The sequence below is a fragment of the Telluria sp. Soil_C_11 genome (genome assembly GCF_057657395.1).
This window is the reverse complement of sequence record NZ_JBDGIN010000001.1, coordinates 585,240-607,379: the sequence shown is the minus strand read 5'-3', so window position 1 is coordinate 607,379 and position 22,140 is coordinate 585,240. Positions and strand designations below refer to the sequence as shown.

Genomic DNA, 22,140 nt, shown 5'->3' with positions numbered 1-22,140 from the left:
CTCCCGGCAGTGAATATCCGGCTTGCGGGGCGCCTCGCGCGCCTCGTCCTCCACCTGCTGCAGGGCCTGGCGACCTGCGCGCTGGTCTTTCCGTGGGCCGGCGCCGCCCTGCGCGAGCGCCTGGTGCGGCGCTGGTCGGCGCGCCTGCTGCGGATCTGCCGGGTCGAGGTCGCGCGCGATGCCGGCGCCGGCCACGCGCCGCTGCAGCACGCGCTGATCGTGTCGAACCATATCTCCTGGCTCGACATCTTCGTCATCAATGCCCTGCATCCTTGCCGCTTCGTGGCCAAGGCCGAGATCCGCGCCTGGCCGGTGCTCGGCTGGCTGGTCGCGCAGGCCGGCACCGTGTTCATCGCGCGCGGCAACCGGCGCGACCTGCGCCACATCTTCAAGGGTCTGGTGGATGCCCTGGCCCAGCGCCAGCGCGTGGCCTTCTTTCCGGAGGGGACCACGGCCACCCAGGGCAGCCTGCTGCCTTTCCACGCCAACCTGTTCGAGGCGGCGATCGACGCGAAGGTCCCGGTGCAGCCGTATGCCCTGTCCTATGTCGACGGCGCGGGCGGCTGGCACCCGGCGGTCGACTACACCGGCGAGACCACCTTCGTGGACAGCATCTTCCGCATCCTCGGCGGCGAGCGCGTGATCGCCCGCCTGGCTTGCCTGGCGCCGATCGATACGCATGGTGCGCACCGGCGCGAGCTGGCGCGGGCGGCGCATGATGCGATTGCCGGGGCGCTTGGCGTGGCTGTGCGCGATCCGGCGCAGTAACGACGTTCGGAAGCTGACGACGGCTATTTTTTACCGCTGTGCGGACGATATTCCGGACAGTCGACCTGCAGCAGCGTCCGGTCGTCCAGGCACACCGCAGTCAGCTTGCCGCCCCACACGCAGCCGCTGTCCAGGCCCACCAGGTTGGGACGCAGCACCAGGCCCATGGCCGACCAGTGTCCGAACACCACGGTGACGCCGGCGGTGCGGCGGCCCGGCACATCGAACCAGGGCAGCAGGCTCGACCCCTCGGGACCCTTGTCGCTTTCCTTGTGCATGAAGTCCATGCGCCCGTCCGGCCAGCACAGGCGCATGCGGGTGAGGGCGTTGACGATGCAGCGCAGGCGCTCGATGCCGGTCAGGGAGTCGTCCCAGCGGTCCGGCTCGTTGCCGTACATTTGGGCCAGGAACTCGACCCAGCCGTCGCCGCGCAGCACCGCCTCGACCTCGGCCGCCAGCTGCATGGTCTGTTCGGCGCTCCACTGCGGCGGCACGCCGGCGTGCACCAGCAGGTGGGCGTCGACGAACATCGCCAGCGGACGCCGGCGCAGCCAGGCGATCAGTTCCTCGCAGTCGGGGGCTTCCAGGATCTCGTCCAGGGTGTCCGAACGGCTCGCCTTCTGGACACCGGCCGCCACCGCCAGCAAATGCAGGTCGTGGTTGCCGAGCAGGGCTTCGACATGCCCGCCGCTGCTTTCGGACAGCGCCTTCATGCGCCGCAGCGCGGCCAGCGATTCCGGTCCGCGGTTGATCAGGTCGCCGACGAACAGGATGCGCGCGTCCTTCATCGCCTGCGCATCGGCGGCAATACGTTCCAGCAGCAGGCCGGCTTCATGGGCGCACCCCTGCAGGTCGCCAATCACATAGGTTTTCATCATATGGCGATACTAATGTATTTGGACGAATTCATGCAGGGGCCCGCTTGTTCATTTCTAAATGTAAAAGCCGACACGCTGCGGGGCCAGGCCGGGGAAAATGCCGATCTTCGTCAATCGTAACAAGTCATGCGCGCGTAAACTCCTGGGTTCCGGGGCAGGTCGTTAATCCAGTACAATGGCATTTTGCCGCAGCGTGCATGAAATAATCGGCTGCCGGTGCATATATCGCCGGCTTGCATACGGATCGCCTCGTCGGCTATTGCGTCTGAAGAATAATAAATGTTTTCATTCCTTGTGAGCTTTGTCTCCTCTGCATTGCTGACCCTGCTGGTCATCAAGCATTCGAAATTGCACGGACCTGCGCTCGACAACAATTTCGGCGGTGTTCAGAAGGTGCATTTGCACGACGTGGCGCGGATCGGCGGGCTGCCGATTTTCCTGGCGGTCGCCATCAGCGCGGGAATTTCGGTATGGCGCGAGCCGTCCCTCGGTTATTGGCTGCTGGCGCTGCTGGTGTGCTCGTCGATCGCCTTTGTCGGCGGAATCCTCGAAGACTATACGGGCAAAGTGCGGCCGTCGCGGCGCCTGGTATTAACCATGGTTGCGGCCCTGCTCGGATATCTGGTGCTGGGCGCGAAAATCGCGCGGCTGGATATGCCGTTCATGAGCTGGAACCTGCTGTCGCCGTGGATCGTGCTGCCGTTGACGGTGCTGGCGGTGGCCGGGATCGCGAATGCGGTGAATATCATCGATGGTTTCAATGGACTGGCCAGCGTGGTCACGATTTTCATGCTGGTATCGCTGGCCTATGTCGCCTGGCAGGTTGGCGACATGTTCGTGCTGGTGTCGGCGCTGACCGTGGCCGGCGCGACCGCCGGCTTCCTCATCTGGAATTACCCGGTCGGGCTGATTTTCCTCGGCGACGGCGGCGCTTACTTCATCGGTTTCATGCTCGGCGAACTGGCTCTGCTGCTGGTGATGCGCAATCCCGCCGTATCGACCTGGTATCCCGCATTACTGTTGATTTATCCGGCTTTCGAAACCCTGTTTTCTGCTTATCGGCGCATGTTTGTGCGCGGAAAATCTCCGGCTATGCCCGATGGTATTCACCTGCATAGCCTGATTTTCCGGCGCATCGTGCAATGGACGGTAGGCCGCAAGGAGGCGCGCGCGCTGATGAAACGGAATGCGCGCACTTCGCCCTACCTGTGGCTGTTTTCTCTCACCGCAGTGATTCCGGCAACCGTGTTCTGGCGATATACGGGACCCCTGATTTTCTTCTGTTTGTTGTTCATTATCAGTTACGTCTGGTTGTACGCGCGTATTGTTCGATTCAAGTCCCCGCGCTGGCTGATTTTGCACAAAAAGGACTAACGGATTATTGCAGATGGTGTATATTGCGACAATTGGTGAGATTTCGATAAAATCTGTTTCAACTTAACACTTAAAAGGAACGATGATGGATCTGTCTAATATGTCCTTGGGCGATTTGCGTAACCTGCAGGAGCAGATCAAGCAGGAGATGAAACAGCGCGAACAGCAGGAAGTGCAAAAAGCCCGCGAACAGATCATGGCGATCGCGCAAAGCGTGGGCGTTCCCCTGAAAGACCTGATCGCTGCCGGCAGCCGCGGCGCCAAGGCCGGCACCAAATCGGGTTCGGTCGCCGTCCGTTATCGTAATCCCGACGATGAATCCCAGCAGTGGACCGGCCGTGGCCGCCAGCCGAAATGGGTGAAGGAATGGGTCGAAGGCGGTAAATCGCTGGACAAGCTGCGCGTCTGAAGACGCCCCGCGCTCGCCGCCGCCTGATCCGCGGCGGCGGATTCCCGCATCGATTCCTCGTTGCCGATCGTTCCCCGCTTTTCCATTTTCCGCATTTCCTCTCCCCGGCCATCCAGCCAACCGAACCGCGCCCTCCGCACGGCAGAGCGCATCGTTCCCAAGCTCCCGCGCTTGCCATTACAATGTCAGCTTCACAAGCTCAAGGTAAACGCAATGGTCCCTCTTTCGAAAACGATCTTCAAGGCATATGACATCCGCGGCGTGCTCGGCAGTACGCTCGACGCAGGCATCGCGAAAAAGATCGGCCAGGCTTTCGGCGCCGCGGCGCTGGCGAAGGGGGAACGCAAGGTCGTGATCGGCCGTGACGGCCGCCTGTCCGGCCCCGAGCTGGCGGCTGCGCTCGCCGAGGGCCTGCGCGAAGCGGGCGTGGACGTGATCGACCTCGGCATGGTCGCGACGCCGATGGTGTATTTCGCCACCAACGTGCTGGACGCGCATAGCGGCATCATGGTCACCGGCAGCCATAACCCGCCCGACTACAACGGCTTCAAGATGGTGCTGGCCGGCGAAGCGATCTACGGCGACGCCATCCAGGCCCTGTACCAGGGGATCGAGAGCGGCAGCTTCACACCTGCGGCACGGCAGGGCGGCTACAGCACCCACGATATCCGCGACGCCTACATCCAGCGCATCGTCGGCGACGTCAAGATCGCCCGCCCGATCAGGATCGCGGTCGATGCCGGCAACGGCGTGGCCGGCGCCTTCGTCGGCCAACTGTACCGCGCCATGGGCTGCGAAGTCACCGAGCTGTTCTGCGAAGTCGACGGCCACTTCCCGAACCACCATCCGGATCCGGCGCACCCTGAAAACCTGCAGGACCTGATCGCGGCCGTGCGCAACGGCGACGCCGAGATCGGCCTGGCCTTCGACGGCGACGGCGACCGCCTCGGCGTCGTGACCAAGGATGGCCAGATCATCTTCCCGGACCGCCAGATGATGCTGTTCGCGGCCGACGTCCTGTCGCGCAACCCGGGCGCCGAGATCCTGTACGACGTCAAGTGCACGCGCCACCTCGGTCCCTGGATCGAACAGCACGGCGGCCGCCCGCTGATGTGGAAGACCGGCCACTCGCTGGTCAAGGCCAAGCTGAAGGAAACCGGCGCCCCGCTGGGCGGCGAGATGAGCGGCCACATCTTCTGGAAGGACCGCTGGTTCGGCTTCGACGACGGCCTGTACACCGGCGCGCGCCTGCTCGAGATCCTGACCAGGAGCGCGGATCCCTCAAGCGTGCTGAACGCGCTGCCGATCGCCAGCAGCACCCCGGAACTGCACCTGCACCTGCAGGAAGGCGAAAACTTCGCGCTGATCGACAAGCTGCGCACCGACGCCGAGTTCCCGGGCGCCGAACGCGTGGTCGACATCGACGGCCTGCGCGTCGAGTACGCCGACGGCTTCGGCCTGGCGCGCGGCTCGAACACCACCCCGGTGGTGGTGCTGCGCTTCGAAGGCGAGACGCCCGAAGCCCTGGCGCGCATCCAGAAGGAATTTGCGCGCGTGATCCTGGCCGCCAAGCCCGACGCCCACCTGCCATTCTGATGAAGATCCTGCTGGTGCGGGTGTCGTCCCTTGGCGACGTCCTGCACAACCTGCCGATGGTGGCCGACATCCTGCGCCACCATCCCGATGCCCAGATCGACTGGGTGGTGGAAGAGGGCTACGTCAGCCTGGTGCGCCTGAACCCGCACGTGCGCAAGGTGATCCCGTTCGCGCTGCGGCGCTGGAAAAAAGGCTTCAAGGACAAGGCCGTGCGTGCCGAAGTGCGCGCCTTCTTCCGCGACCTGCGCGCCGAAGAATACGACTATGTGTTCGACACCCAGGGCCTGATCAAGACCGGCCTCGTGATGGCCGCCGCGCGCGTGCGCAAGGGCGGCCAGAAGATCGGCATGGCGAACGGCACCGAGGATTCCGGCTACGAAGGCGCTTCGCGCATCTTCCACAGCCGCAGCATCCCGGTCGAGCCGCGCACCCATGCGGTGCAGCGCGGCCGCGCCGTCGCCGCCGCGGCGCTCGGCTATGCGCTCGACACGCCGCCCGACTTCGGCCTGCCGGCGCCCGACCCGGCCAAGCGCCCGGCCTGGATGCCGGACGGCGACTACGCCGTGTTCTTCCACGGCACCGCGCGCGACGCCAAGAAGTGGGAGGCCAGGCACTGGATTGCGCTCGGCCATGCGCTGGCGCCGCTGCGCATCCTGCTGCCCTGGGGCTCGCCCACGGAAAAGGAAGAAGCGGAACGCCTGGCCGCCGCGCTGCCGAATGCCACCGTGCTGCCGAAGCTGTCGATGATGGATGCGGTCGAACTGGCCCGCCACGCGGCGCTGGCGGTCGGCGTCGATACCGGCCTGACCCACATCGCCGCCGCCTTCGTGCGGCCCACGGTCGAGATCTACTGCGATTCGCCGCGCTGGAAGACCGAAGGCAACTGGTCGCCGCGCATCGTCAATCTCGGCGATACCGGCAATCCGCCTTCCGTGAACGAGGTCGTGGCCGCCGCGCGCAGCCTGCTGGAGAAGACCTGATGCGGCTGTTCTACTCCCTGATGTGGTGGCTGGCGCTGCCGCTGGTGCTGTGCCGCCTGTGGTGGCGCGGGCGCCAGGAGCCGGGCTACCGCGCGCATCTGGGAGAGCGGCTGGGCTTCTATGGCCGCAAGCCGGGCCCGGACCGGCAACTGCGCCGCACGATCATGGTCCATGCGGTCTCGGTCGGCGAGACCCGCGCCGCCGAGCCGCTGGTCGAAGCCCTGCTGCGCGCCTGGCCCGACTGCCGCATCCTGCTGACCCACATGACGCCGACCGGCCGCGCCACCGGCAAGGCGCTGTTCTCCAGACATGGCGAACGCGTCGTCCAGTCCTTCCTGCCCTACGATACCGGCTTCATGGTCGGGCGCTTCCTGCGCCATTTCGAACCCGCGATCTGCATCCTGATGGAGACCGAGGTGTGGCCGAACCTGATCGCCGGCTGCGCTACGCACGGCGTGCCGGTGGCGCTGGTGAACGCGCGCCTGTCCGAGCGCTCGCTGCGGCGCGGGAAGCGGCTGGGCGGCCTGATGATGGAAGCGGCGCGCGGCATCACCGTGGCCGCGGCCCAGACCGAGGCGGATGCCGCGCGCATCGCGTCGCTGGGTGCGCCGCATGTCGCCGTCACCGGCAACATCAAGTTCGACGTGGTCCCGCCCGAGACGGCGCTGCAGACCGGCGCGATGCTGCGCGCGCGTTTCGCACGGCGTCCAGTGCTGCTGTGCGCATCGACCCGCGAGGGCGAGGAAGCGCTCATCCTCGATGCCTGGCGCGCGCTGGCGGACAAGCCGCCCGGCATGCTGCTGGTGCTGGTGCCGCGCCATCCGCAGCGCTTCGACGAGGTCGCGCGCATGGTCGAGGAACGCGGCTTGAGCATGGCGCGCAGGTCCGCCTTGCCCGAACCGGGCAACCGCGAGGTGGACAGCGAGGTCCTGCTGGGCGATTCGATGGGCGAGCTGTTCGCCTACTATGCGGCCTGCGACTGCGCCTTCATCGGCGGCAGCCTGCTGCCGCTGGGCGGCCAGAACCTGATCGAAGCCTGCGCCGTCGGCAAGCCGGTGCTGGTCGGCGAACATACCTTCAACTTCCTGCAAGCGACCGAGGAAGCCGTCGAGGCCGGCGCAGCCCTGCGCGTGCCGGATGCCGGCGCGCTGCTGGCCGAGGCAGCGCGGCTGCTGGGCGACGCTGCCGCGCGCGCGCGCATGAGCGAACAGGCAATGGCCTTCGCTGGACGCCATCGCGGCGCGACCGTGCGCACTGTTGAACTCTTGCGACAATTTATTCGTTAACTTTTGTTACCATTCCCTGTAGCTTGATAACGAAAGGGGATGCACATGTTGTGGTCTAATCGTGCGCGAGCGGGCGGCAACGTGGATGGCGGCGCCGCGCTCATGGACGCGCCTGAATTAACGGATCTGGGAGCCGATGCGATGCCGCCGGCGCCGATTCCGGTCGTGCATCCTCCGGCAGCGCTGTACAGCCTCCATTTCTGGGTCCGTTATTCGCTCGCCGAATACATCCGCTTCATGTGGGAGCACGGCGGCTACCTGATCCGCCGCCGCCATATCCACTGGCCGATGGGCCTCTACCTGCGCATCAAGAGCACCCTGGCGGCGGCCTTGCACTTCGTCCTGCTGCGCCGCGGGCGCCGCACCTACGAATTCACGATCGACCAGCACGGCATCGTGCGCACCAGCGACACCGGCGTGACGCTGATCGGCTGGGACGACGTGGCGCGCATCCGCACCTACACGAATGGGTTCATGATGGTGCTCAAGCGCGGCACCCTGCCGATCCCGTTCCGCTGCCTGAGCGCGAAAGAGGTCGATGCGATGAAGGGAATCGCCGCGGCGCGCGCGGCGGGGGAATTGCAGCTGCGCGGTTCGGTTTAATCGGGGAACAACACCGGCATCTCGATCGAACGCTTCCTGAGCGCCGCCCTGGCGCCGTCGTAGTCCGGGAAGACTTCGCCCACCACGTCCCAGAAGGCAGGGCTGTGGTTCATCTCGCGCAGGTGGGCCAGTTCGTGCACCACCACGTAATCCAGCAGCGCCAGCGGGTAGTGGATCAGCTTCCAGTTCAGGCGGATGTTGCCGGCCACCGTGCACGAGCCCCAGCGCGTGCCGGCCGAGGACAGCGCGAACGCGTTGTAGCTCACCCCCACGCGCGGCGCGTACAGGTCCAGGCGTTCGCGGAACATGCGCCTGGCTTCGTCCTGGAACCACAGCTTGACCCTCTCGCGGATCTGCCACTCTTCCAGGCCGGGCGTCACGCCCAGGCGCAGTTCGCGCGCCTCCGCATCGAATGTGCAGTGGCTGCGCGCGGCGTCCTGCAGGCGCAGCACGATCTCGCCGCCCAGGTAGGGCAGGCGCGTGCCGTCCACCCATTCCACCGGCGCGCGCTGCTCGCGCATCGTGCGCCGCTCGGCGCGTTCGAACAGCTTGGCCAGGATCCAGCCCTGCTTGGCGCGGATGGCGCGCTCGATGTCGTCCATCGGCGCGCGCCGCGGCGAGGTCACGTGCAGGCCGTCGTCGCTGATCATGAAACCATGGGAGCGCCGCGCCGAGCGGCGCAGCACATAGTGGACGGTGTGCGAACCGAGCTGGATCTTGCGCAGCGGAGGATCGTTCGGGCCGACCGGCGGCACCGGCAGGGTCCGGGTCGGCGTGGGCGGCGCCTTGAACAGCGGGGCCGGCGGCTTCGGCGGCGCAGGCGAAGCGACGGGTTTGAGCGCCGCGAACAGTTCTTGCGCGAACAGCTCGAGCTGTGTCGCGTCGATCTTGGGGGAGGTCATGGTGGGCTGCAGCGATGGTACTCTGGATGGTGCTTTGGTCTGCGCGCCCAACTCGTTCAGGTACCTCAGTAGGCGTGGGGCGAAATGACGCGCATTTCCGATTCTATCCAATTTTCGACCTCTTGCATCAGACTGTCGGGAGTGTGGTTTTCCGGCGATATCGGCTTGCCAATCGAGACGGTGATCAGGCCCGGGCGCTTGATGAACGAGTTCTTGGGCCAGCACTCGCCCGAATTATGCGCGATCGGGACCACCGCGGCGCCGGTCGCCATCGCCAGGCGCGTGCCGCCGCTCTTGTACTGGCCTTTCTGTCCGACCGGGATGCGGGTCCCTTCGGGGAACATGATGATCCACTGGCCGTCGGCCAGGCGGCGCTTGCCGTGCCTGACCACGTCGGCGAAGGCGCGCTTGCCGCGCTTGCGGTCGATCGGGATCATGCGCAGCAGCGCCATGGCCCAGCCGAAGAAGGGGATGTACAGGATTTCCTTCTTGAAGACGAAGACCAGCGGCCGCTTCATGTTCGGCAGCAGGAAGATGGTCTCCCAGGCCGACTGGTGCTTCGACAGCAGCACCACCGGAGCATCCGGCAGGTTCTCGTAGCCGCGGACCTGGTAGCGGATGCCGCAGATGACCTTCGCGCACCAGATGATGAAGACGTTCCAGCGCGAGGTGATCCAGAAGCGCGTGTTGTACGGGAAGGGCGCGGCGAGGAAGCAGACGCAGGCCCAGACGACGGTGGCGACCACCATCACGATCGTGAACAACAGGGAACGCAGGAACAGGGTGGCAGTACGCAAGAACGGTCTCCGGGACGTGGATCGGACAGTGGTGCGGGCTTGATGCTTCGCTAAGATCAGCCTAGCTTAGCAGATCAACCGGCAGGCGGACTAGAGGCTGGTTGCTTGAGGAAGGCAGTCACCATCGCCGCCAGGTCCGGAAAGACCTGGGTCCCGGGCGGCAGGCCGCCGGTGGCGAATGTCTTCTCGCCCTTGCCGGTCAGGACCAGGTAGGGCGCGCAGCCGCTGATGAAGCCGGCCTGCAGGTCGCGCAGCGAATCGCCGACCGTCGGCACGCCCTTCAGGCTGAGCTTGAAGCGCTTGGCGATTTCCTCGTACATGCCGGCCTTCGGCTTGCGGCAGTCGCAGTTGTCGATTGCCGCGTGCGGGCAGAAGAAGATGGCGTCGATGTCGGCGCCGACCTGTTGCGCCGCCGCGTGCATCTTCTGGTGGATCGCGTTCAGCGTGGTGATGTCGAACAGCTCGCGCGCGATGCCCGACTGGTTCGACGCCACCACCACGCGGTAGCCGGCCTGGTTCAGGCGCGCGATCGCCTCGAGCGATCCCGGGATCGGGATCCACTCGGCGGGGGACTTGATGAACTCGGGGGAGTCATGGTTGATGACGCCGTCCCGGTCGAGGATCACGAGCTTCATGGGATAGGCCTAACCTTATGCTGCCAGCTTCGAAATGTCGGCCACGCGGTTCATCATGCGGTGCAGGATGGCGAGCAGGGCCAGGCGGTTGTTGCGCAGCCTGACGTCGTCGGCCATCACCATCACGTCGTTGAAGAAGGCGTCGACGTCGTCGCGCAGCTGGGCCAGGGTCTTGAGCGTGCCGGTGAAGTCGCCGCGCTCGAAGGCGCTGTCGACTTCAGGCTGCACGCGCAGCACGCTGGCGTACAGCGTCTTCTCTGCCTCGTCCTGCAGCACGGCCGGGTCCACGGAGCCGGCCTGGGCCAGCGCTTCCTCGTTCTTCTTGAGGATGTTCGAGATGCGCTTGTTGGCGGCGGCCAGCGAGGCGCTTTCCGGCAACGCGGCGAAGGACTGCACGGCTTCCAGGCGCTGCACCACGTCGTCGACGCGGTCCGGGTTCTGGGCCAGCACCGCTTCCACCTCGTTCGGCGAGAAGCCGCGGTCGCGCAGCATGCCGCGCAGGCGGTCCAGCATGAATGCCGTCACTTCCGCGCGCGGGTCCTTGAAGCTCTCCATGTAGTCGAACACGCCGGCGGCGTCGCCCAGCAGTTCGGACAGGGCCAGCGGCAGGCGCTTTTCGACCAGCATGCGCATCACGCCCAGCGCATGGCGGCGCAGCGCGAACGGGTCTTTCTCGCCGGTCGGCTGCAGGCCGATCGACCAGATGCCGACCAGGGTTTCCAGCTTGTCCGCCAGCGCCACCACCAGGCCGGTGTTGGTCGAGGGCAGGGCGTCGCCGGAGAAGCGCGGCTGGTAGTGTTCGGATGCGGCCAGCGCCACTTCCTCGTTCTCGCCGTCGTTGCGGGCATAGTAGGTGCCCATGATGCCCTGCAGTTCCGGGAACTCGCCGACCATGTCGGTCAGCAGGTCGGCCTTGGCCAGTTGGGCGCCGCGTTCGGCCAGCAGCACGTCGTAGCCGAGGCGGCGGGCGATGGCGCCGGCCAGGCGGGTCACGCGCTGGGTGCGTTCCAGCTGGGTGCCGAGCTTGTTGTGGTAGACCACGTTGGCCAGCAGCGGCAGGCGCGCTTCCAGCGACTTCTTCTTGTCCTGCTCGAAGAAGAACTTGGCGTCCGACAGGCGCGGGCGCACCACGCGCTCGTTGCCGCCGACGATGGCGCTCGGGTCATCGGTCTGCAGGTTCGAGACGATCAGGAAGCGCGAGCGCAGGCGGCCAGCAGCATCGGTCAGCGCGAAGTACTTCTGGTTGGTCTGCATGGTCAGGATCAGGCATTCCTGCGGCACCGACAGGAACACTTCCTCGAACTGGCACTCGTACACCACCGGCCATTCGACCAGGGCGGCGACTTCGTCCAGCAGCGATTCCGGCATCAGGACCTGGTCGGCGCCGGCCTTGGCCAGCAGCTGGCTGCGGATCGCTTCCTTGCGCTCTTCGGAACTGGCGACGACCTTGCCCTGTTCCTTCAGCACGGCGGCGTACTGGTCGGGGTGGAGGATGTCGATGGATTGGCCGTCCGACAGGAAGCGGTGGCCCAGCGTGCTGCGACCGCTCGACAGGCCCAGCAGCGACAGCGGCACGACGGCCTCGCCGTGCAGGGCCAGCAGGGAGTGCACCGGGCGCACGAACTGGACGGTCTCGCCGTCCGGGCGCTGGTAGCTCATGAGCTTCGGGATCGGCAGCTTGGCGACGGCTTCCTCCAGCACCGGCTGCAGGCCGTCGGCGAGCAGCGAGCCCGGCGCGGTATGGCTGTAGAAGAAGCTCTCGGCCTTGCCGTCCGGGGCGCGTTCGAGGTCGCCGATCTTCAAATCGGGGAAGCCCAGCGCGGCCAGCTTCTTGGCCAGCGGCGCGGTCGGGTTGCCGTCCTTGTCCAGGGCCACCGCAACCGGCAGCACCTTTTCGCGGATCGCCTTGTCCGGCGAGGTCGGGCGCACGTTCGTGATCGACACCGCCAGGCGGCGCGGGGTGGAGTAAGCGGTGACGACGCTGTCGGCTTCGAGGAAGTCGCGCGCCTTCAGGCCATTGGCGATGCCGTTCGCAAAAGCGGCGCCCAGTTTGACGAGGGCTTTCGGCGGCAGCTCTTCAGTCTGCAGTTCGACAAGTAAAGTCTGGTTCATGATCGTTCTATTCTTCTGTTCTGGGCTCAGCCGACTTTGACGTCTTCGGCATTCACGTCTGCGCTCTTGGGCAGCATCGGGAAGCCGAGCTTCTCGCGCGAATCGTGATAGGCCTGGGCGACCATGCGCGACAGCGTGCGCACGCGGCCGATGTAGGCGGCGCGCTCGGTGACGGAGATGGCGCCGCGCGCGTCCAGCAGGTTGAAGCTGTGCGACGCCTTCATGATCTGCTCGTAGGCCGGCAGGGTCAGCTCCAGCTCGATCAGGCGCTTGGCTTCGGACTCGTGGTTATTGAAGGCCTGGAACAGCAGTTCGGTGTTCGAATGCTCGAAGTTGTAGGTCGACTGCTCGACCTCGTTCTGGTGGAACACGTCGCCGTAGCTGAGCGTCTTCTTCACGCCGTTCTCTTCCCACTCGGTCCAGACCAGGTCGTACACGTTCTCGACACCCTGCAGGTACATCGCCAGGCGCTCGATGCCGTAGGTGATCTCGCCCAGCACCGGCTTGCAATCCAGGCCGCCGACCTGCTGGAAGTAGGTGAACTGCGTCACCTCCATGCCGTTCAGCCAGACTTCCCAGCCCAGGCCCCAGGCGCCCAGGGTCGGGCTTTCCCAGTCATCCTCGACGAAGCGGACGTCGTTCTTCTTCAGGTCCAGGCCCAGGGCTTCCAGCGAGCCGAGGTAGAGGTCGAGGATGTTTTCCGGGGCCGGCTTGAGCACCACCTGGTACTGGTAATAGTGCTGCAGGCGGTTCGGGTTCTCGCCGTAGCGGCCGTCCTTCGGGCGGCGGGAGGGCTGGACGTAGGCGGCGCGCCACGGCTCGGGGCCGATCGCGCGCAGGAAGGTGCCGGTGTGGAAGGTGCCCGCGCCGACTTCCATGTCGTACGGCTGGAGCAGGGCGCAACCTTGCTTGTCCCAGTAGGTTTGCAAGGTCAGGATGATTTGTTGGAAAGTGAGCATCTTGTAGGCTTCGGGCACGCGGGCCGCGAACACGGTGAGTTTGCTAAAAGGCCAATTTTAGCGGGTTTTGACGGCTGACCCGAAATCGAATTGCGATTCAAGCGGGGCCCGGCTTATTTATCTTCGGCTGAAGCACGTTTGCGCAACGTCCCGCTCAGCCAGGCCCCGCCCAGCATCAGCGCGGCGAGCAGCAGGAAAGCCAGGTTGCCGAAGCGGATATACGGCGTGCTGCCGGCCATGCCCTGCACCTTCGCCGCCAGCACGTCCTGGCGGTAGTAGGGGATGACCTGCTGGACCTGGCCGCGGCCGTCGATGATGGCGGTGGCGCCGTTGTTGGTCGCGCGCAGCATTGGCCGGCCCGTCTCGAGCGAGCGCATGCGCGAGATCTGCAGGTGCTGCGGAATCGCCACCGACTCGCCGTACCAGGCCAGGTTCGACACGTTCAGCAGCAGCGTGGCCGGGTGCGGGGCGTCGCGCAGCTGCTGTGCGATCTCCTCGCCGAACACGTCCTCGTAGCAGACGTTGGGCAGCACCAGCTGGTCCTTCACCGGAAACGGCGCCTGCACCGCCGCGCCGCGGGTGAAGTCGCCCAGCGGGATGTTCATCAGGTTGGTGAACCAGCGGAAGCCGGCCGGGATGAATTCGCCGAACGGCACCAGGTGATGCTTGTCGTAGCGGTAGGACTGGCCCTGCGGGCCGATGCCGGCGACGCTGTTGGCATAGGACTCGGGGCCGTCGGCCAGCGGAATGCCGAACAGGTAGGTGCTGCCGGTGCGCCTGGCGTACTCGTCGAAGCCGGCCAGGTACCCGGGCGGCAGCTGTTGCGGGAACACGGGAATCGCAGTCTCCGGCGCGGCGATCAGGTCGGCCGGCGCGGCGGTCATCATGTCGCGATAGCGCGCCAGGATCTCGCCCAGGTAGCTCGATGCAAACTTCTCGTCCTGGCGGATGTTCCCCTGCAGCAGGCGCACGCTGATCGGCTGGCCGACGGGATGGGTCCATGCGATCTGCGACAGGCCCCAGCCGGCCGCCAGCACGGCGGCCGCCAGGCCGAGCGCCGGCAGCTTGCGGCGCTGGGTCAGCATCACCAGGCTGGAGGCGCACAGGGCCACCAGCACGCCGATGCCGTACACGCCGAGGATGGGCGCGAAGCCGCCAAGGGGCGCGGTGTTGTGCGCATAGCCGGAAGCGGCCCAGGGAAAACCGGTAAAGACCCAGCCGCGCATCCATTCCGACACGCCCCACAGGGCCGGGAATACCAGCAGCAGGAAGGCGGGAACCGGCAGCGACCAGCGTTTCCTCAGCCAGGTGGCGGCTCCGGCCGCGAAGGCGGCGAACAGGCCCATGTACAGGCCGAGCAGGACGATCGCGGCGGCCGACAGCGGCGCGGCCAGCCCGCCAAACCGGGTCAGGGCGATGGTCAGCCAGTGCATGCCGGCCACCGACCAGCCGAAGCCGAAGGCCCAGCCAAGCCAGACCGCGCGGCGGGTCGAGCTGCCCATCCCGACCTGGTAGAAGAAATACGCCAGGCAGATGAACTGCAGCGGCCACCAGCCGAAGGGTTCGAAGGAGAACAGGCTCAAGGCCCCGACGATGGCGGCAAGGGCCAGGCCGGGCAGGGAGGGACGGGTGCCGCGCAGCGCCGGGTCCGGCGCGACGGCCGGGCGGGTACGGCGGCGCAGAATCAATCGAGGTTCCTATTCATTGGCTCATTTGTCGTTCCCGGCATTGCCGGAAACGACTTCCCGCGGAGGCGGGGGCGACGGGGTTTCAATCGTGCTCGTCGTCGCCGTCGCGCGACGGCAGTTTTTCGACCAGCAGCACGTGGATCTGGCGCGCGTCGGCGCGCAGCACTTCGAAGCGCAGGTTGTCGAGGTCGAACACCTCGCCCTTGTGCGGCATGCGGCCCAGGTGGCTCGCCACCAGGCCGCCGATGGTGTCGACGTCGTCCTCGGGCAGGTCGACCCCGATCTCTTCGTTGAACTGCTCGATCTCGGTAAGCGCCTTGACGCGCCAGCGCGGGCCGAACTGGCCTTCCTTGATCGACAGGACGTTGTCCTCTTCCTCGTCGAAGTCGTATTCGTCCTCGATGTCGCCGACGATCTGCTCGAGCACGTCCTCGATGGTGATCAGGCCGGCCACGCCGCTGTACTCGTCGACCACGATGGCCATGTGGTTATGGTTGGCGCGGAAGTCGCGCAGCAGCACGTTCAGGCGCTTCGATTCGGGAATGAAGATGGCCGGGCGCAGCATGTCGCGCACGTCGAAGGATTCCTCGGCGTAGTAGCGCAGCAGGTCCTTCGCCAGCAGGATTCCGACCACCTTGTCGCGTTCGCCCTCGATGGCGGGAAAGCGCGAGTGCGCCGTTTCCAGCACGATCGGCAGCCATTCCTCGATCGGCTTGGTGATGTCGACGACGTCCATCTGCGAACGCGGGACCATGATGTCGCGCACCGACAGGTCGGAAACCTGGAACACGCCCTCGATCATGGAGAGGGCATCGGCGTCGATGAGGTTGCGTTCGTGGGCGTCGTGCAGCACTTCGAGCAGCTCGGCGCGATTTTCGGGCTCGGGGGAGATCAGGGCGGTCAGCCGTTCGAATAGGGACCGGTGGGTTTTGGCGTCCGTGCGGACGTCAGCAGGGTGCTCGGGCATAGTTGGCGTGAAGCCGTTGTTGCGATGGGCATTAGGATACACCAAAAGCCGCCATGCCTGTTTTTTATGCAGCCCGCCTGGCGGAACGGATGTGTGCGCCGTCCCTGCCCGCGCTTGCCATATAGTTGTTCATTCGCTACTGAAGGAGATCGCTCCATGCCCGCCCTGAACATCAACGGCACCACGACCAATCTCGACGTCGCCGACGACATGCCCCTGCTGTGGGCCATCCGCGACGTGCTCGGCCTGACCGGCACCAAGTTCGGCTGCGGCGTCGCCCTGTGCGGCGCCTGCACCGTCCACCTGGACGGCCAGCCGATCCGCTCCTGCATCACCCCGGTGTCGGCGGCGGCGGGCAAGAAGATCACGACCATCGAGGCGATCGGCAACGACCCGGTCGGCGCCAGGGTGCAGGAGGCGTGGCGCCAGGTCGACGTGGTGCAGTGCGGGTATTGCCAGTCGGGCCAGATCATGTCGGCCACCGCGCTGCTGCAGGCGAACCCGAAGCCGAGCGACGCCGACATCGACGGCGCCATGGCCGGCAACATTTGCCGCTGCGGCACGTATGGCCGGATCCGCAAGGCCATCAAGATCGCCGCCGCGTGATGGGAGCCTCGCAAACCTACTGCGCGTCGCATGAGCGGCCTGCGATGCTCCGCTACGGCGGACCGGCCGTACCGGATGTACGGCTGCGCTTCTCGGCCACTCCTGCTTCCGCTCGCTACGGTTTTCGAGGCTCCTGAGACTGATAAGGATGATCCAAATGAAAAAAGAAGACAAAAAATTGGTATCGGATTCGCGCCGAGGCTTCATGAAGGCCGGCGCGGCGGCCGGCGGGAGCCTGCTGTTCGGCTTCTCGCTGTTCGGCTGCCAGCGCGTGGGCGACGGCAAGGAAGGGCAGAACGACCGCAAGGAGCCGCCGCCGGAGAAGGCGGTCGGCCAGGCCGCCACCGCAGCGTCCGAGCCGGCGGGCCTGGCCCACGACGCCTTCATCCGCATCGACCGCGACGGCATCGTCACGCTCATCGTCCACAAGGTCGAGATGGGGCAGGGCACCTTCACTTCGATGCCGATGCTGCTGGCGGAAGAATTGGGCGCCGACCTGGGCAAGGTGAAGCTGGAGCAGGCGCCGGCCGACAACAGCCTGTACGCCGACCCGCTGCTGGGCGGCCAGGTGACGGGCGGCTCGACCTCGGTGCGCGGCGCCTGGAAACCGCTGCGCGAGGCCGGCGCCAAGGTGCGTACGGTGCTGGTGCAGGCCGCAGCCCAGACCTGGAAGGTCGACGAGAAGGAGCTGAAGGTGGTCGGCGGCACCGTGCGCCACGACGCCTCGAACCGCTCGGCCCATTTCGGCCAACTGGTCGATGCCGCCTCGAAGCTGCAGTTCCCGAAGACCGTGACGCTGAAGGACGCCGCCAATTTCACCCTGATCGGCAAGTCGATGAAGCGCCTGGATTCGCCGGCCAAGGTCAACGGCCAGGCGCTGTTCGGCATCGACGCCCGCCTGCCGAACATGGGCATCGCGGCGGTGATGGCGTCGCCGGTCACGGGCGGCAAGGTGACGGCGGTGGACGAACAGAAGGCAATGGCGGTCAAGGGCGTGCGCCAGGTGCTGCGCATCGAAGGCGCGGTGGCGGTGGTGGCCGACAACTTCTGGACCGCCAGACAGGGCCTGGCGGCGGCCGCGCCGCAATTCGACGACGGTCCGAACGCCAACGTCAGCACGGCGACCATCGTGGCCGACATGGCCAAGGCCTCGGAGGGCACGGGGGCCGTCGCCACCAGCAAGGGCGACGCCCTGAAGGCGCTGGCCCAGGAAGGCGGGCGCCGCATCGACGCCGTCTACGAGATGCCTTTCCTCGCGCACGCGACCATGGAGCCGATGAACTGCACGGTCGACCTGCGCGGCGACGGCTGCGACCTGTGGGTCGGCACCCAGGTGCCGGCGCTGGCGCAGGGCGCGGCGGCCAGACTCACCGGCCTGCCGGTCGAGAAGGTGAAGGTGCACAACCATTACCTGGGCGGCGGCTTCGGACGCCGGCTGGAAGTCGACAACGTGATCCAGGCGGTGGCCTTCGCCAGGCTGGCCAAGGGGCCGCTGAAGGTCATCTGGACGCGCGAGGAAGACATCCAGCACGACATGTACCGCCCCTATTATTATGACCGCCTGTCGGCGAAGCTCGACAACAAGGGCATGCCGACCGCCTGGTTCCACCGCGTGACCGGTTCCTCGATCATGTCGCGCTTCGCCCCGCCGATGGTCAAGAACGGCGTCGATCCGGATGCGGTGGAGGGCGCGGCCGACCTGCAGTACACGATCCCGGAGATGCGCGTCGAGTACGTGCGCCACGAGCCGCCGGGCGTGCCCACGGCGTTCTGGCGCGGCGTCGGCCCGACCCACAACATCTTCGTGGTCGAGAGTTTCATCGACGAGCTGGCGTATGCGGGAAAGACCGACCCGGTGGCGTTCCGGCGCGCGCTGCTGCAGAAGTCGCCGCGCACGCTGGCGGTACTGAACCTGGCGGCCGAGAAGGCGGGCTGGGGAAGGCCGCTGAAGCCGGTGGCGGGCCGCAAGGTCGGCCGCGGCGTGTCGGCGCAGTTCGCCTTCGGCAGCTACATGTCACAGGTGGCGGAAGTATCGGTGGGGCCGGACGGCGACGTGCGCGTGCACCGCGTGGTGTGCGCGGTCGACTGCGGCCAGAACATCAACCCGGACACCATCGTCGCGCAGATGGAGGGCGGCATCGTGTTCGGCGCCAGCGCCGCTTTATGGGACCAGATCACCATTGAAAAGGGCCGGGTGCAGCAGACCAACTTCGGCGATTACCGCGTGATGCGCATGAACGAGGCGCCGACGGTCGAGGTGTACATCGTCAACAGCCACGACGAGCCGGGCGGGATCGGCGAGCCGGGGACGTCGGGAATTGCGCCGGCGATCGCCAACGCGGTGTTTGCGGCTACGGGGAAGCGGGTGCGGAAGCTGCCGATCGGGGAGCAGCTGAAGAAGGCCTGATACGGCCTGCGGCCTGAAAACCGTCGTCCCCGCGCAGGCGGGGACCCAGGTTTTTACGATAAGCCGGCAGACTTGGATCCCCGCCTTCGCGGGGACGACGTTGTTTTGCGGCGGGGTTAATCTTCCGCGTACGGATCCGGATACTCCAGCGCCTCCATGATGTCGCGCTCGAGCTGTTCCATCTCTTCGGCTTCCTCGTCGTTCTCGTGGTCGAAGCCCTGCGCGTGCAGTACGCCGTGCACCACCAGGTGGGCGACGTGTTCCTCTACCGTCTTCTTCTGTTCCTCGGCCTCGCGCTGCAGCACGTCGGTGCAGAGCACGATGTCGGCGCAGGTAGGCTCGTCGTCGGCCAGTTCGGCGCCTTCGTTGTAGGCGAAGGTCAGCACGTTGGTGGCGTAGTCCTTGCCGCGGTAGTCTCGGTTGAGCTGCTGGCCTTCCGCGGCGTCGACGAAGCGGATCGCCAGTTCGGCCGGGCCGAGCAGGGAAGCCTGGACCCAGCGTTCGATCATCGCGGGGGTGATCGAGGCTTCCAGGCGGGTGTCGGGATACTGGACGTCCAGTTCGAGCTTATGCTTTTTTTCTTGCATTTCGGGTCACGGGTTTGGCCACGCCGGGCAGGGCGCCGAGCTCCTGCATCGAGGCGGACTTGTCATAGGCATCCACGATGCGCGCCACCAGCGGATGGCGCACCACGTCGGCGCTGGAGAACTGGGTGAAGGCGATGCCGCGTACATCCTTCAGTACGTGCATCGCGTCGACCAGGCCGCTGCGCTGGGTCTTGTGCAGGTCGACCTGGGTAACGTCGCCGGTGACCACGGCCTTGCTGCCGAAGCCGATCCGGGTGAGGAACATCTTCATCTGCTCGACCGTCGTGTTCTGGGCTTCGTCCAGGATCACGAAGGCGTGGTTCAGCGTGCGCCCGCGCATGAAGGCCAGCGGGGCGATCTCGATGACCTGCTTTTCGAACAGCTTCTGCGTGCGGTCGAAGCCGAGCAGGTCGTACAGCGCGTCGTACAGCGGGCGCAGGTAAGGGTCGACCTTCTGCGCGAAGTCGCCCGGCAGGAAGCCGAGGCGCTCGCCGGCTTCCACGGCCGGGCGGGTCAGGATGATGCGCTTGACGGCGTCGCGTTCCAGCGCATCGACGGCGCAGGCCACCGCGAGGTAGGTCTTGCCGGTGCCGGCCGGGCCGATGCCGAAACTGATGTCGTGCTCCAGCACCGCCTTCAGGTACTGGATCTGGTGCGGGGTGCGGCCGCGCAGGTCGCTGCGGCGGGTCTTCAGCATCGGGCTGACCAGTTCGCCCTCGTCCTCGCCGCCGTCGAGCTCTTCGCTGAGCGCTTCGCCCGGTTCCTTCCTGGCCTCGGGCGCGGCGGGTGCCTCGGCGGCGGCCGGCTTCAGGCCGGCGCGCTGTTCCACCAGGGCCAGCTGCACTTCCTCGATCGGCACGACCTTGTTGGCCACCGCGTAGAAGCGCTCGAGCAGCTCGACCGCACGGGAGGCAGCGGTGCCGCTGACGATGAACTTCTCGCCGCGCCGGAAGATGGTGACGTCGAGCGCGGCCGAGATCTGGCGCAGGTTCTCGTCGAGCGGGCCGCAGAGGTGGGCGAGCCGCGTGTTATCGAGCGGCTCGGGAATGAAGTACGAAGGCTGGGTGGGTGTGGTTTTCAACTGGCTTTGGCAATCGTATCAATGCTGGCGACCAGGTCGCCGCGCAGGGTGTAATCCAGGCTCTCGGTGATGCGCACGTCGACCAGTTGGCCGATCAGCGTTTCGCCAAGCTCGCCCGGGGCGAAGTTCACGACACGGTTGTTCTCGGTGCGGCCGGCGAGTTCGCCCTGGCCTTTCTTGGCCGGGCCTTCGACCAGGATGCGCTGCACGGTGCCGACCATGCCGGCGCTGGTCTTGCGGGTGTTCAGGTCGATCAGGGCCTGCAGGCGCTGCAGGCGCGCCAGCTTGACCTCGTGCGGGGTGTCGTCCTCGAGGTTGGCGGCCGGGGTGCCGGGGCGCTTGCTGAAGATGAAGCTGAAGCTGTTGTCGAAGCCGACGTCTTCCACCAGCTTCATCATCGCTTCGAAATCGGCGTCGGTCTCGCCCGGGAAGCCGACGATGAAGTCGGACGAGATCGCGATATCCGGGCGCACCGCCTTGATGCGGCGGATGATGGACTTGTATTCGAGGCCGGTGTAGCCGCGCTTCATGGCCTGCAGGATGCGGTCGGAGCCATGCTGCACCGGCAGGTAGAGGTGGTTCACCAGTTGCGGGATCTTCGCATAGGCGTCGATCAGGCGCTGGGTGAATTCCTTCGGGTGGCTGGTGACGAAGCGCAGGCGTTCGATGCCGGGGATCGCGGCCACGTATTCGAGCAGCAGCGCGAAGTCCGCGATGTCGCCGCTGTCCGTCGCGCCGCGGTAGGCATTCACGTTCTGGCCCAGCAGCATGATCTCCTTCACGCCCTGGGCGGCCAGGCCGGCGACTTCGGTCAGCACGTCCTCGAAGCGGCGCGAGACTTCCTCGCCGCGGGTGTAGGGCACCACGCAGTAGCTGCAGTACTTGCTGCAGCCTTCCATGATCGAGACGTAGGCGACCGGGCCTTCGACCTTGGCGGGCGGCAGGTGGTCGAATTTCTCGATTTCCGGGAAGCTGATGTCGACCTGGGCCGCGCCGGATGCACGGCGGGCCTGGATCATCTGCGGCAGGCGGTGCAGGGTCTGCGGGCCGAACACCACGTCGACGTGGGGGGCGCGCTTGACGATCGCTGCGCCTTCCTGGGAGGCGACGCAGCCGCCGACGCCGATCACGAGGTCGGGCTTGCCGCGCTTGAGCTCCTTCAGGCGGCCCAGGTCCGAAAATACTTTTTCCTGCGCCTTTTCACGCACGGAGCAGGTGTTGAAGAGGATGACGTCGGCATCTTCCGGGGTGTCGGTGCGTACGAGTCCTTCGGACGCGCCGAGCACGTCCGCCATCTTGTCCGAGTCGTACTCGTTCATTTGGCAACCGAAGGTCTTGATGAATACTTTTTTCTGCATGGCTGATGCTTTGACAAGTGAAGTCCAGTTTACCGTAAATCGGAAACACACCCGGAAATGGGCGTGTGCGCATCGTTTCGGTACTGCTGGGAATAATTAATTTCCAACTTAAAATATTTGATACAGTTGGTTACATTGTTAAATATT

The 22,140-nt window shown here is 66.0% G+C and carries 20 protein-coding genes; 9 read left to right on the top strand and 11 right to left on the bottom strand.

Annotation, left to right across the window (positions count from 1 at the left end):
* Positions 1–9: 9 nt before the first annotated feature.
* A complete protein-coding gene (locus AC3A6M_RS02620) occupies positions 10–768 on the top strand; it encodes a lysophospholipid acyltransferase family protein (RefSeq protein WP_487851173.1) in 759 nt (252 codons plus the stop codon).
* Positions 769–791: 23 nt separating this feature from the next.
* Here AC3A6M_RS02620 and AC3A6M_RS02615 read toward each other — a convergent pair whose 3' ends face one another.
* The gene (locus AC3A6M_RS02615; RefSeq protein ID WP_487851224.1) at positions 792–1,643 is read right to left on the bottom strand and encodes a symmetrical bis(5'-nucleosyl)-tetraphosphatase; all 852 of its coding nucleotides are present in this window, start codon (positions 1,641–1,643) and stop codon (positions 792–794) included.
* Positions 1,644–1,925: 282 nt separating this feature from the next.
* On the opposite strand from AC3A6M_RS02615, the gene AC3A6M_RS02610 reads away from it, so the two are divergent.
* From AC3A6M_RS02610 to AC3A6M_RS02585, 6 genes are all read left to right on the top strand, one after another.
* Positions 1,926–3,020, top strand: coding sequence for an MraY family glycosyltransferase (locus AC3A6M_RS02610; protein ID WP_487851172.1), 1,095 nt, complete (start codon positions 1,926–1,928; stop codon positions 3,018–3,020).
* An 85-nt stretch (positions 3,021–3,105) separates the two neighbouring features.
* The gene (locus AC3A6M_RS02605) at positions 3,106–3,429 is read left to right on the top strand and encodes an H-NS histone family protein (RefSeq protein WP_487851171.1); all 324 of its coding nucleotides are present in this window, start codon (positions 3,106–3,108) and stop codon (positions 3,427–3,429) included.
* Between the two features lie 213 nt (positions 3,430–3,642).
* A complete protein-coding gene (locus AC3A6M_RS02600; RefSeq protein WP_487851170.1) occupies positions 3,643–5,025 on the top strand; it encodes a phosphomannomutase/phosphoglucomutase in 1,383 nt (460 codons plus the stop codon).
* Positions 5,025–6,005, top strand: a complete 981-nt coding sequence (waaC, locus tag AC3A6M_RS02595) for a lipopolysaccharide heptosyltransferase I (RefSeq protein WP_487851169.1) — start codon at positions 5,025–5,027, stop codon at positions 6,003–6,005. Before AC3A6M_RS02600 ends, waaC begins: the two co-directional genes overlap by 1 nt.
* A complete protein-coding gene (waaA, locus tag AC3A6M_RS02590; protein ID WP_487851168.1) occupies positions 6,005–7,291 on the top strand; it encodes a lipid IV(A) 3-deoxy-D-manno-octulosonic acid transferase in 1,287 nt (428 codons plus the stop codon). The genes waaC and waaA overlap by 1 nt, the downstream gene beginning before the upstream one ends.
* Positions 7,292–7,336: 45 nt before the next feature.
* Positions 7,337–7,894 carry a YcxB family protein gene (locus tag AC3A6M_RS02585; protein ID WP_487851167.1) on the top strand — a complete coding sequence of 186 codons (558 nt, stop codon included), beginning with the start codon at positions 7,337–7,339 and terminating at the stop codon, positions 7,892–7,894.
* On the opposite strand, the gene AC3A6M_RS02580 is transcribed toward AC3A6M_RS02585, so the two are convergent.
* From AC3A6M_RS02580 to AC3A6M_RS02550, 7 genes are all read right to left on the bottom strand, one after another.
* Positions 7,891–8,796 (bottom strand): M48 family metallopeptidase, encoded by a 906-nt coding sequence (locus AC3A6M_RS02580; protein WP_487851166.1) that lies wholly within the window; start codon positions 8,794–8,796, stop codon positions 7,891–7,893. The genes AC3A6M_RS02585 and AC3A6M_RS02580 overlap by 4 nt on opposite strands.
* 65 nt (positions 8,797–8,861) lie before the next feature.
* The gene (locus AC3A6M_RS02575; RefSeq protein WP_487851165.1) at positions 8,862–9,593 is read right to left on the bottom strand and encodes a lysophospholipid acyltransferase family protein; all 732 of its coding nucleotides are present in this window, start codon (positions 9,591–9,593) and stop codon (positions 8,862–8,864) included.
* A gap of 74 nt (positions 9,594–9,667) precedes the next feature.
* A complete protein-coding gene (gmhB, locus tag AC3A6M_RS02570; RefSeq protein WP_487851164.1) occupies positions 9,668–10,228 on the bottom strand; it encodes a D-glycero-beta-D-manno-heptose 1,7-bisphosphate 7-phosphatase in 561 nt (186 codons plus the stop codon).
* 15 nt (positions 10,229–10,243) lie between these two features.
* Complete coding sequence (gene glyS, locus AC3A6M_RS02565; protein ID WP_487851163.1) at positions 10,244–12,340, bottom strand: glycine--tRNA ligase subunit beta; 2,097 nt, start codon at positions 12,338–12,340, stop codon at positions 10,244–10,246.
* A 26-nt stretch (positions 12,341–12,366) separates the two neighbouring features.
* The gene (glyQ, locus tag AC3A6M_RS02560) at positions 12,367–13,299 is read right to left on the bottom strand and encodes a glycine--tRNA ligase subunit alpha (RefSeq protein WP_487851223.1); all 933 of its coding nucleotides are present in this window, start codon (positions 13,297–13,299) and stop codon (positions 12,367–12,369) included.
* A 113-nt stretch (positions 13,300–13,412) separates the two neighbouring features.
* On the bottom strand, positions 13,413–14,984 hold the full coding sequence (lnt, locus tag AC3A6M_RS02555) for an apolipoprotein N-acyltransferase (RefSeq protein ID WP_487851222.1): 1,572 nt from the start codon (positions 14,982–14,984) through the stop codon (positions 13,413–13,415).
* Positions 14,985–15,069: 85 nt separating this feature from the next.
* The gene (locus AC3A6M_RS02550; RefSeq protein WP_487851221.1) at positions 15,070–15,954 is read right to left on the bottom strand and encodes a CorC family transporter; all 885 of its coding nucleotides are present in this window, start codon (positions 15,952–15,954) and stop codon (positions 15,070–15,072) included.
* A gap of 156 nt (positions 15,955–16,110) precedes the next feature.
* Between AC3A6M_RS02550 and AC3A6M_RS02545 the strand changes: the two genes are divergently transcribed.
* Both AC3A6M_RS02545 and AC3A6M_RS02540 read left to right on the top strand, forming a co-directional pair.
* A complete protein-coding gene (locus AC3A6M_RS02545) occupies positions 16,111–16,560 on the top strand; it encodes a (2Fe-2S)-binding protein (RefSeq protein ID WP_487851162.1) in 450 nt (149 codons plus the stop codon).
* Positions 16,561–16,717: 157 nt separating this feature from the next.
* Positions 16,718–18,967 carry a xanthine dehydrogenase family protein molybdopterin-binding subunit gene (locus AC3A6M_RS02540; RefSeq protein ID WP_487851161.1) on the top strand — a complete coding sequence of 750 codons (2,250 nt, stop codon included), beginning with the start codon at positions 16,718–16,720 and terminating at the stop codon, positions 18,965–18,967.
* A 116-nt stretch (positions 18,968–19,083) separates the two neighbouring features.
* Here the strand turns inward: AC3A6M_RS02540 and ybeY are convergent, their stop codons facing one another.
* Genes ybeY through miaB form a run of 3 tightly spaced genes read right to left on the bottom strand, consistent with a single transcriptional unit; the run spans position 19,084 to position 21,993 of the window.
* On the bottom strand, positions 19,084–19,554 hold the full coding sequence (gene ybeY / locus AC3A6M_RS02535; protein WP_487851160.1) for an rRNA maturation RNase YbeY: 471 nt from the start codon (positions 19,552–19,554) through the stop codon (positions 19,084–19,086).
* Positions 19,535–20,635 carry a PhoH family protein gene (locus tag AC3A6M_RS02530; protein WP_487851159.1) on the bottom strand — a complete coding sequence of 367 codons (1,101 nt, stop codon included), beginning with the start codon at positions 20,633–20,635 and terminating at the stop codon, positions 19,535–19,537. The genes ybeY and AC3A6M_RS02530 overlap by 20 nt, the downstream gene beginning before the upstream one ends.
* The gene (miaB, locus tag AC3A6M_RS02525) at positions 20,632–21,993 is read right to left on the bottom strand and encodes a tRNA (N6-isopentenyl adenosine(37)-C2)-methylthiotransferase MiaB (RefSeq protein WP_487851158.1); all 1,362 of its coding nucleotides are present in this window, start codon (positions 21,991–21,993) and stop codon (positions 20,632–20,634) included. The genes AC3A6M_RS02530 and miaB overlap by 4 nt, the downstream gene beginning before the upstream one ends.
* Between the last annotated feature and the right edge of the window lie 147 nt (positions 21,994–22,140).

Coding starts and splice junctions, on each gene's coding strand:
- AC3A6M_RS02615 (WP_487851224.1), bottom strand. CDS start 1,643: ATGAAAACCTATGTGATTGGCGACCTGCAGGGGTGCGCCCATGAAGCC.
- AC3A6M_RS02610 (WP_487851172.1), top strand. CDS start 1,926: ATGTTTTCATTCCTTGTGAGCTTTGTCTCCTCTGCATTGCTGACCCTG.
- AC3A6M_RS02605 (WP_487851171.1), top strand. CDS start 3,106: ATGGATCTGTCTAATATGTCCTTGGGCGATTTGCGTAACCTGCAGGAG.
- AC3A6M_RS02600 (WP_487851170.1), top strand. CDS start 3,643: ATGGTCCCTCTTTCGAAAACGATCTTCAAGGCATATGACATCCGCGGC.
- waaC (WP_487851169.1), top strand. CDS start 5,025: ATGAAGATCCTGCTGGTGCGGGTGTCGTCCCTTGGCGACGTCCTGCAC.
- waaA (WP_487851168.1), top strand. CDS start 6,005: ATGCGGCTGTTCTACTCCCTGATGTGGTGGCTGGCGCTGCCGCTGGTG.
- AC3A6M_RS02585 (WP_487851167.1), top strand. CDS start 7,337: ATGTTGTGGTCTAATCGTGCGCGAGCGGGCGGCAACGTGGATGGCGGC.
- AC3A6M_RS02580 (WP_487851166.1), bottom strand. CDS start 8,796: ATGACCTCCCCCAAGATCGACGCGACACAGCTCGAGCTGTTCGCGCAA.
- gmhB (WP_487851164.1), bottom strand. CDS start 10,228: ATGAAGCTCGTGATCCTCGACCGGGACGGCGTCATCAACCATGACTCC.
- glyS (WP_487851163.1), bottom strand. CDS start 12,340: ATGAACCAGACTTTACTTGTCGAACTGCAGACTGAAGAGCTGCCGCCG.
- glyQ (WP_487851223.1), bottom strand. CDS start 13,299: ATGCTCACTTTCCAACAAATCATCCTGACCTTGCAAACCTACTGGGAC.
- AC3A6M_RS02550 (WP_487851221.1), bottom strand. CDS start 15,954: ATGCCCGAGCACCCTGCTGACGTCCGCACGGACGCCAAAACCCACCGG.
- AC3A6M_RS02545 (WP_487851162.1), top strand. CDS start 16,111: ATGCCCGCCCTGAACATCAACGGCACCACGACCAATCTCGACGTCGCC.
- AC3A6M_RS02540 (WP_487851161.1), top strand. CDS start 16,718: ATGAAAAAAGAAGACAAAAAATTGGTATCGGATTCGCGCCGAGGCTTC.
- ybeY (WP_487851160.1), bottom strand. CDS start 19,554: ATGCAAGAAAAAAAGCATAAGCTCGAACTGGACGTCCAGTATCCCGAC.
- miaB (WP_487851158.1), bottom strand. CDS start 21,993: ATGCAGAAAAAAGTATTCATCAAGACCTTCGGTTGCCAAATGAACGAG.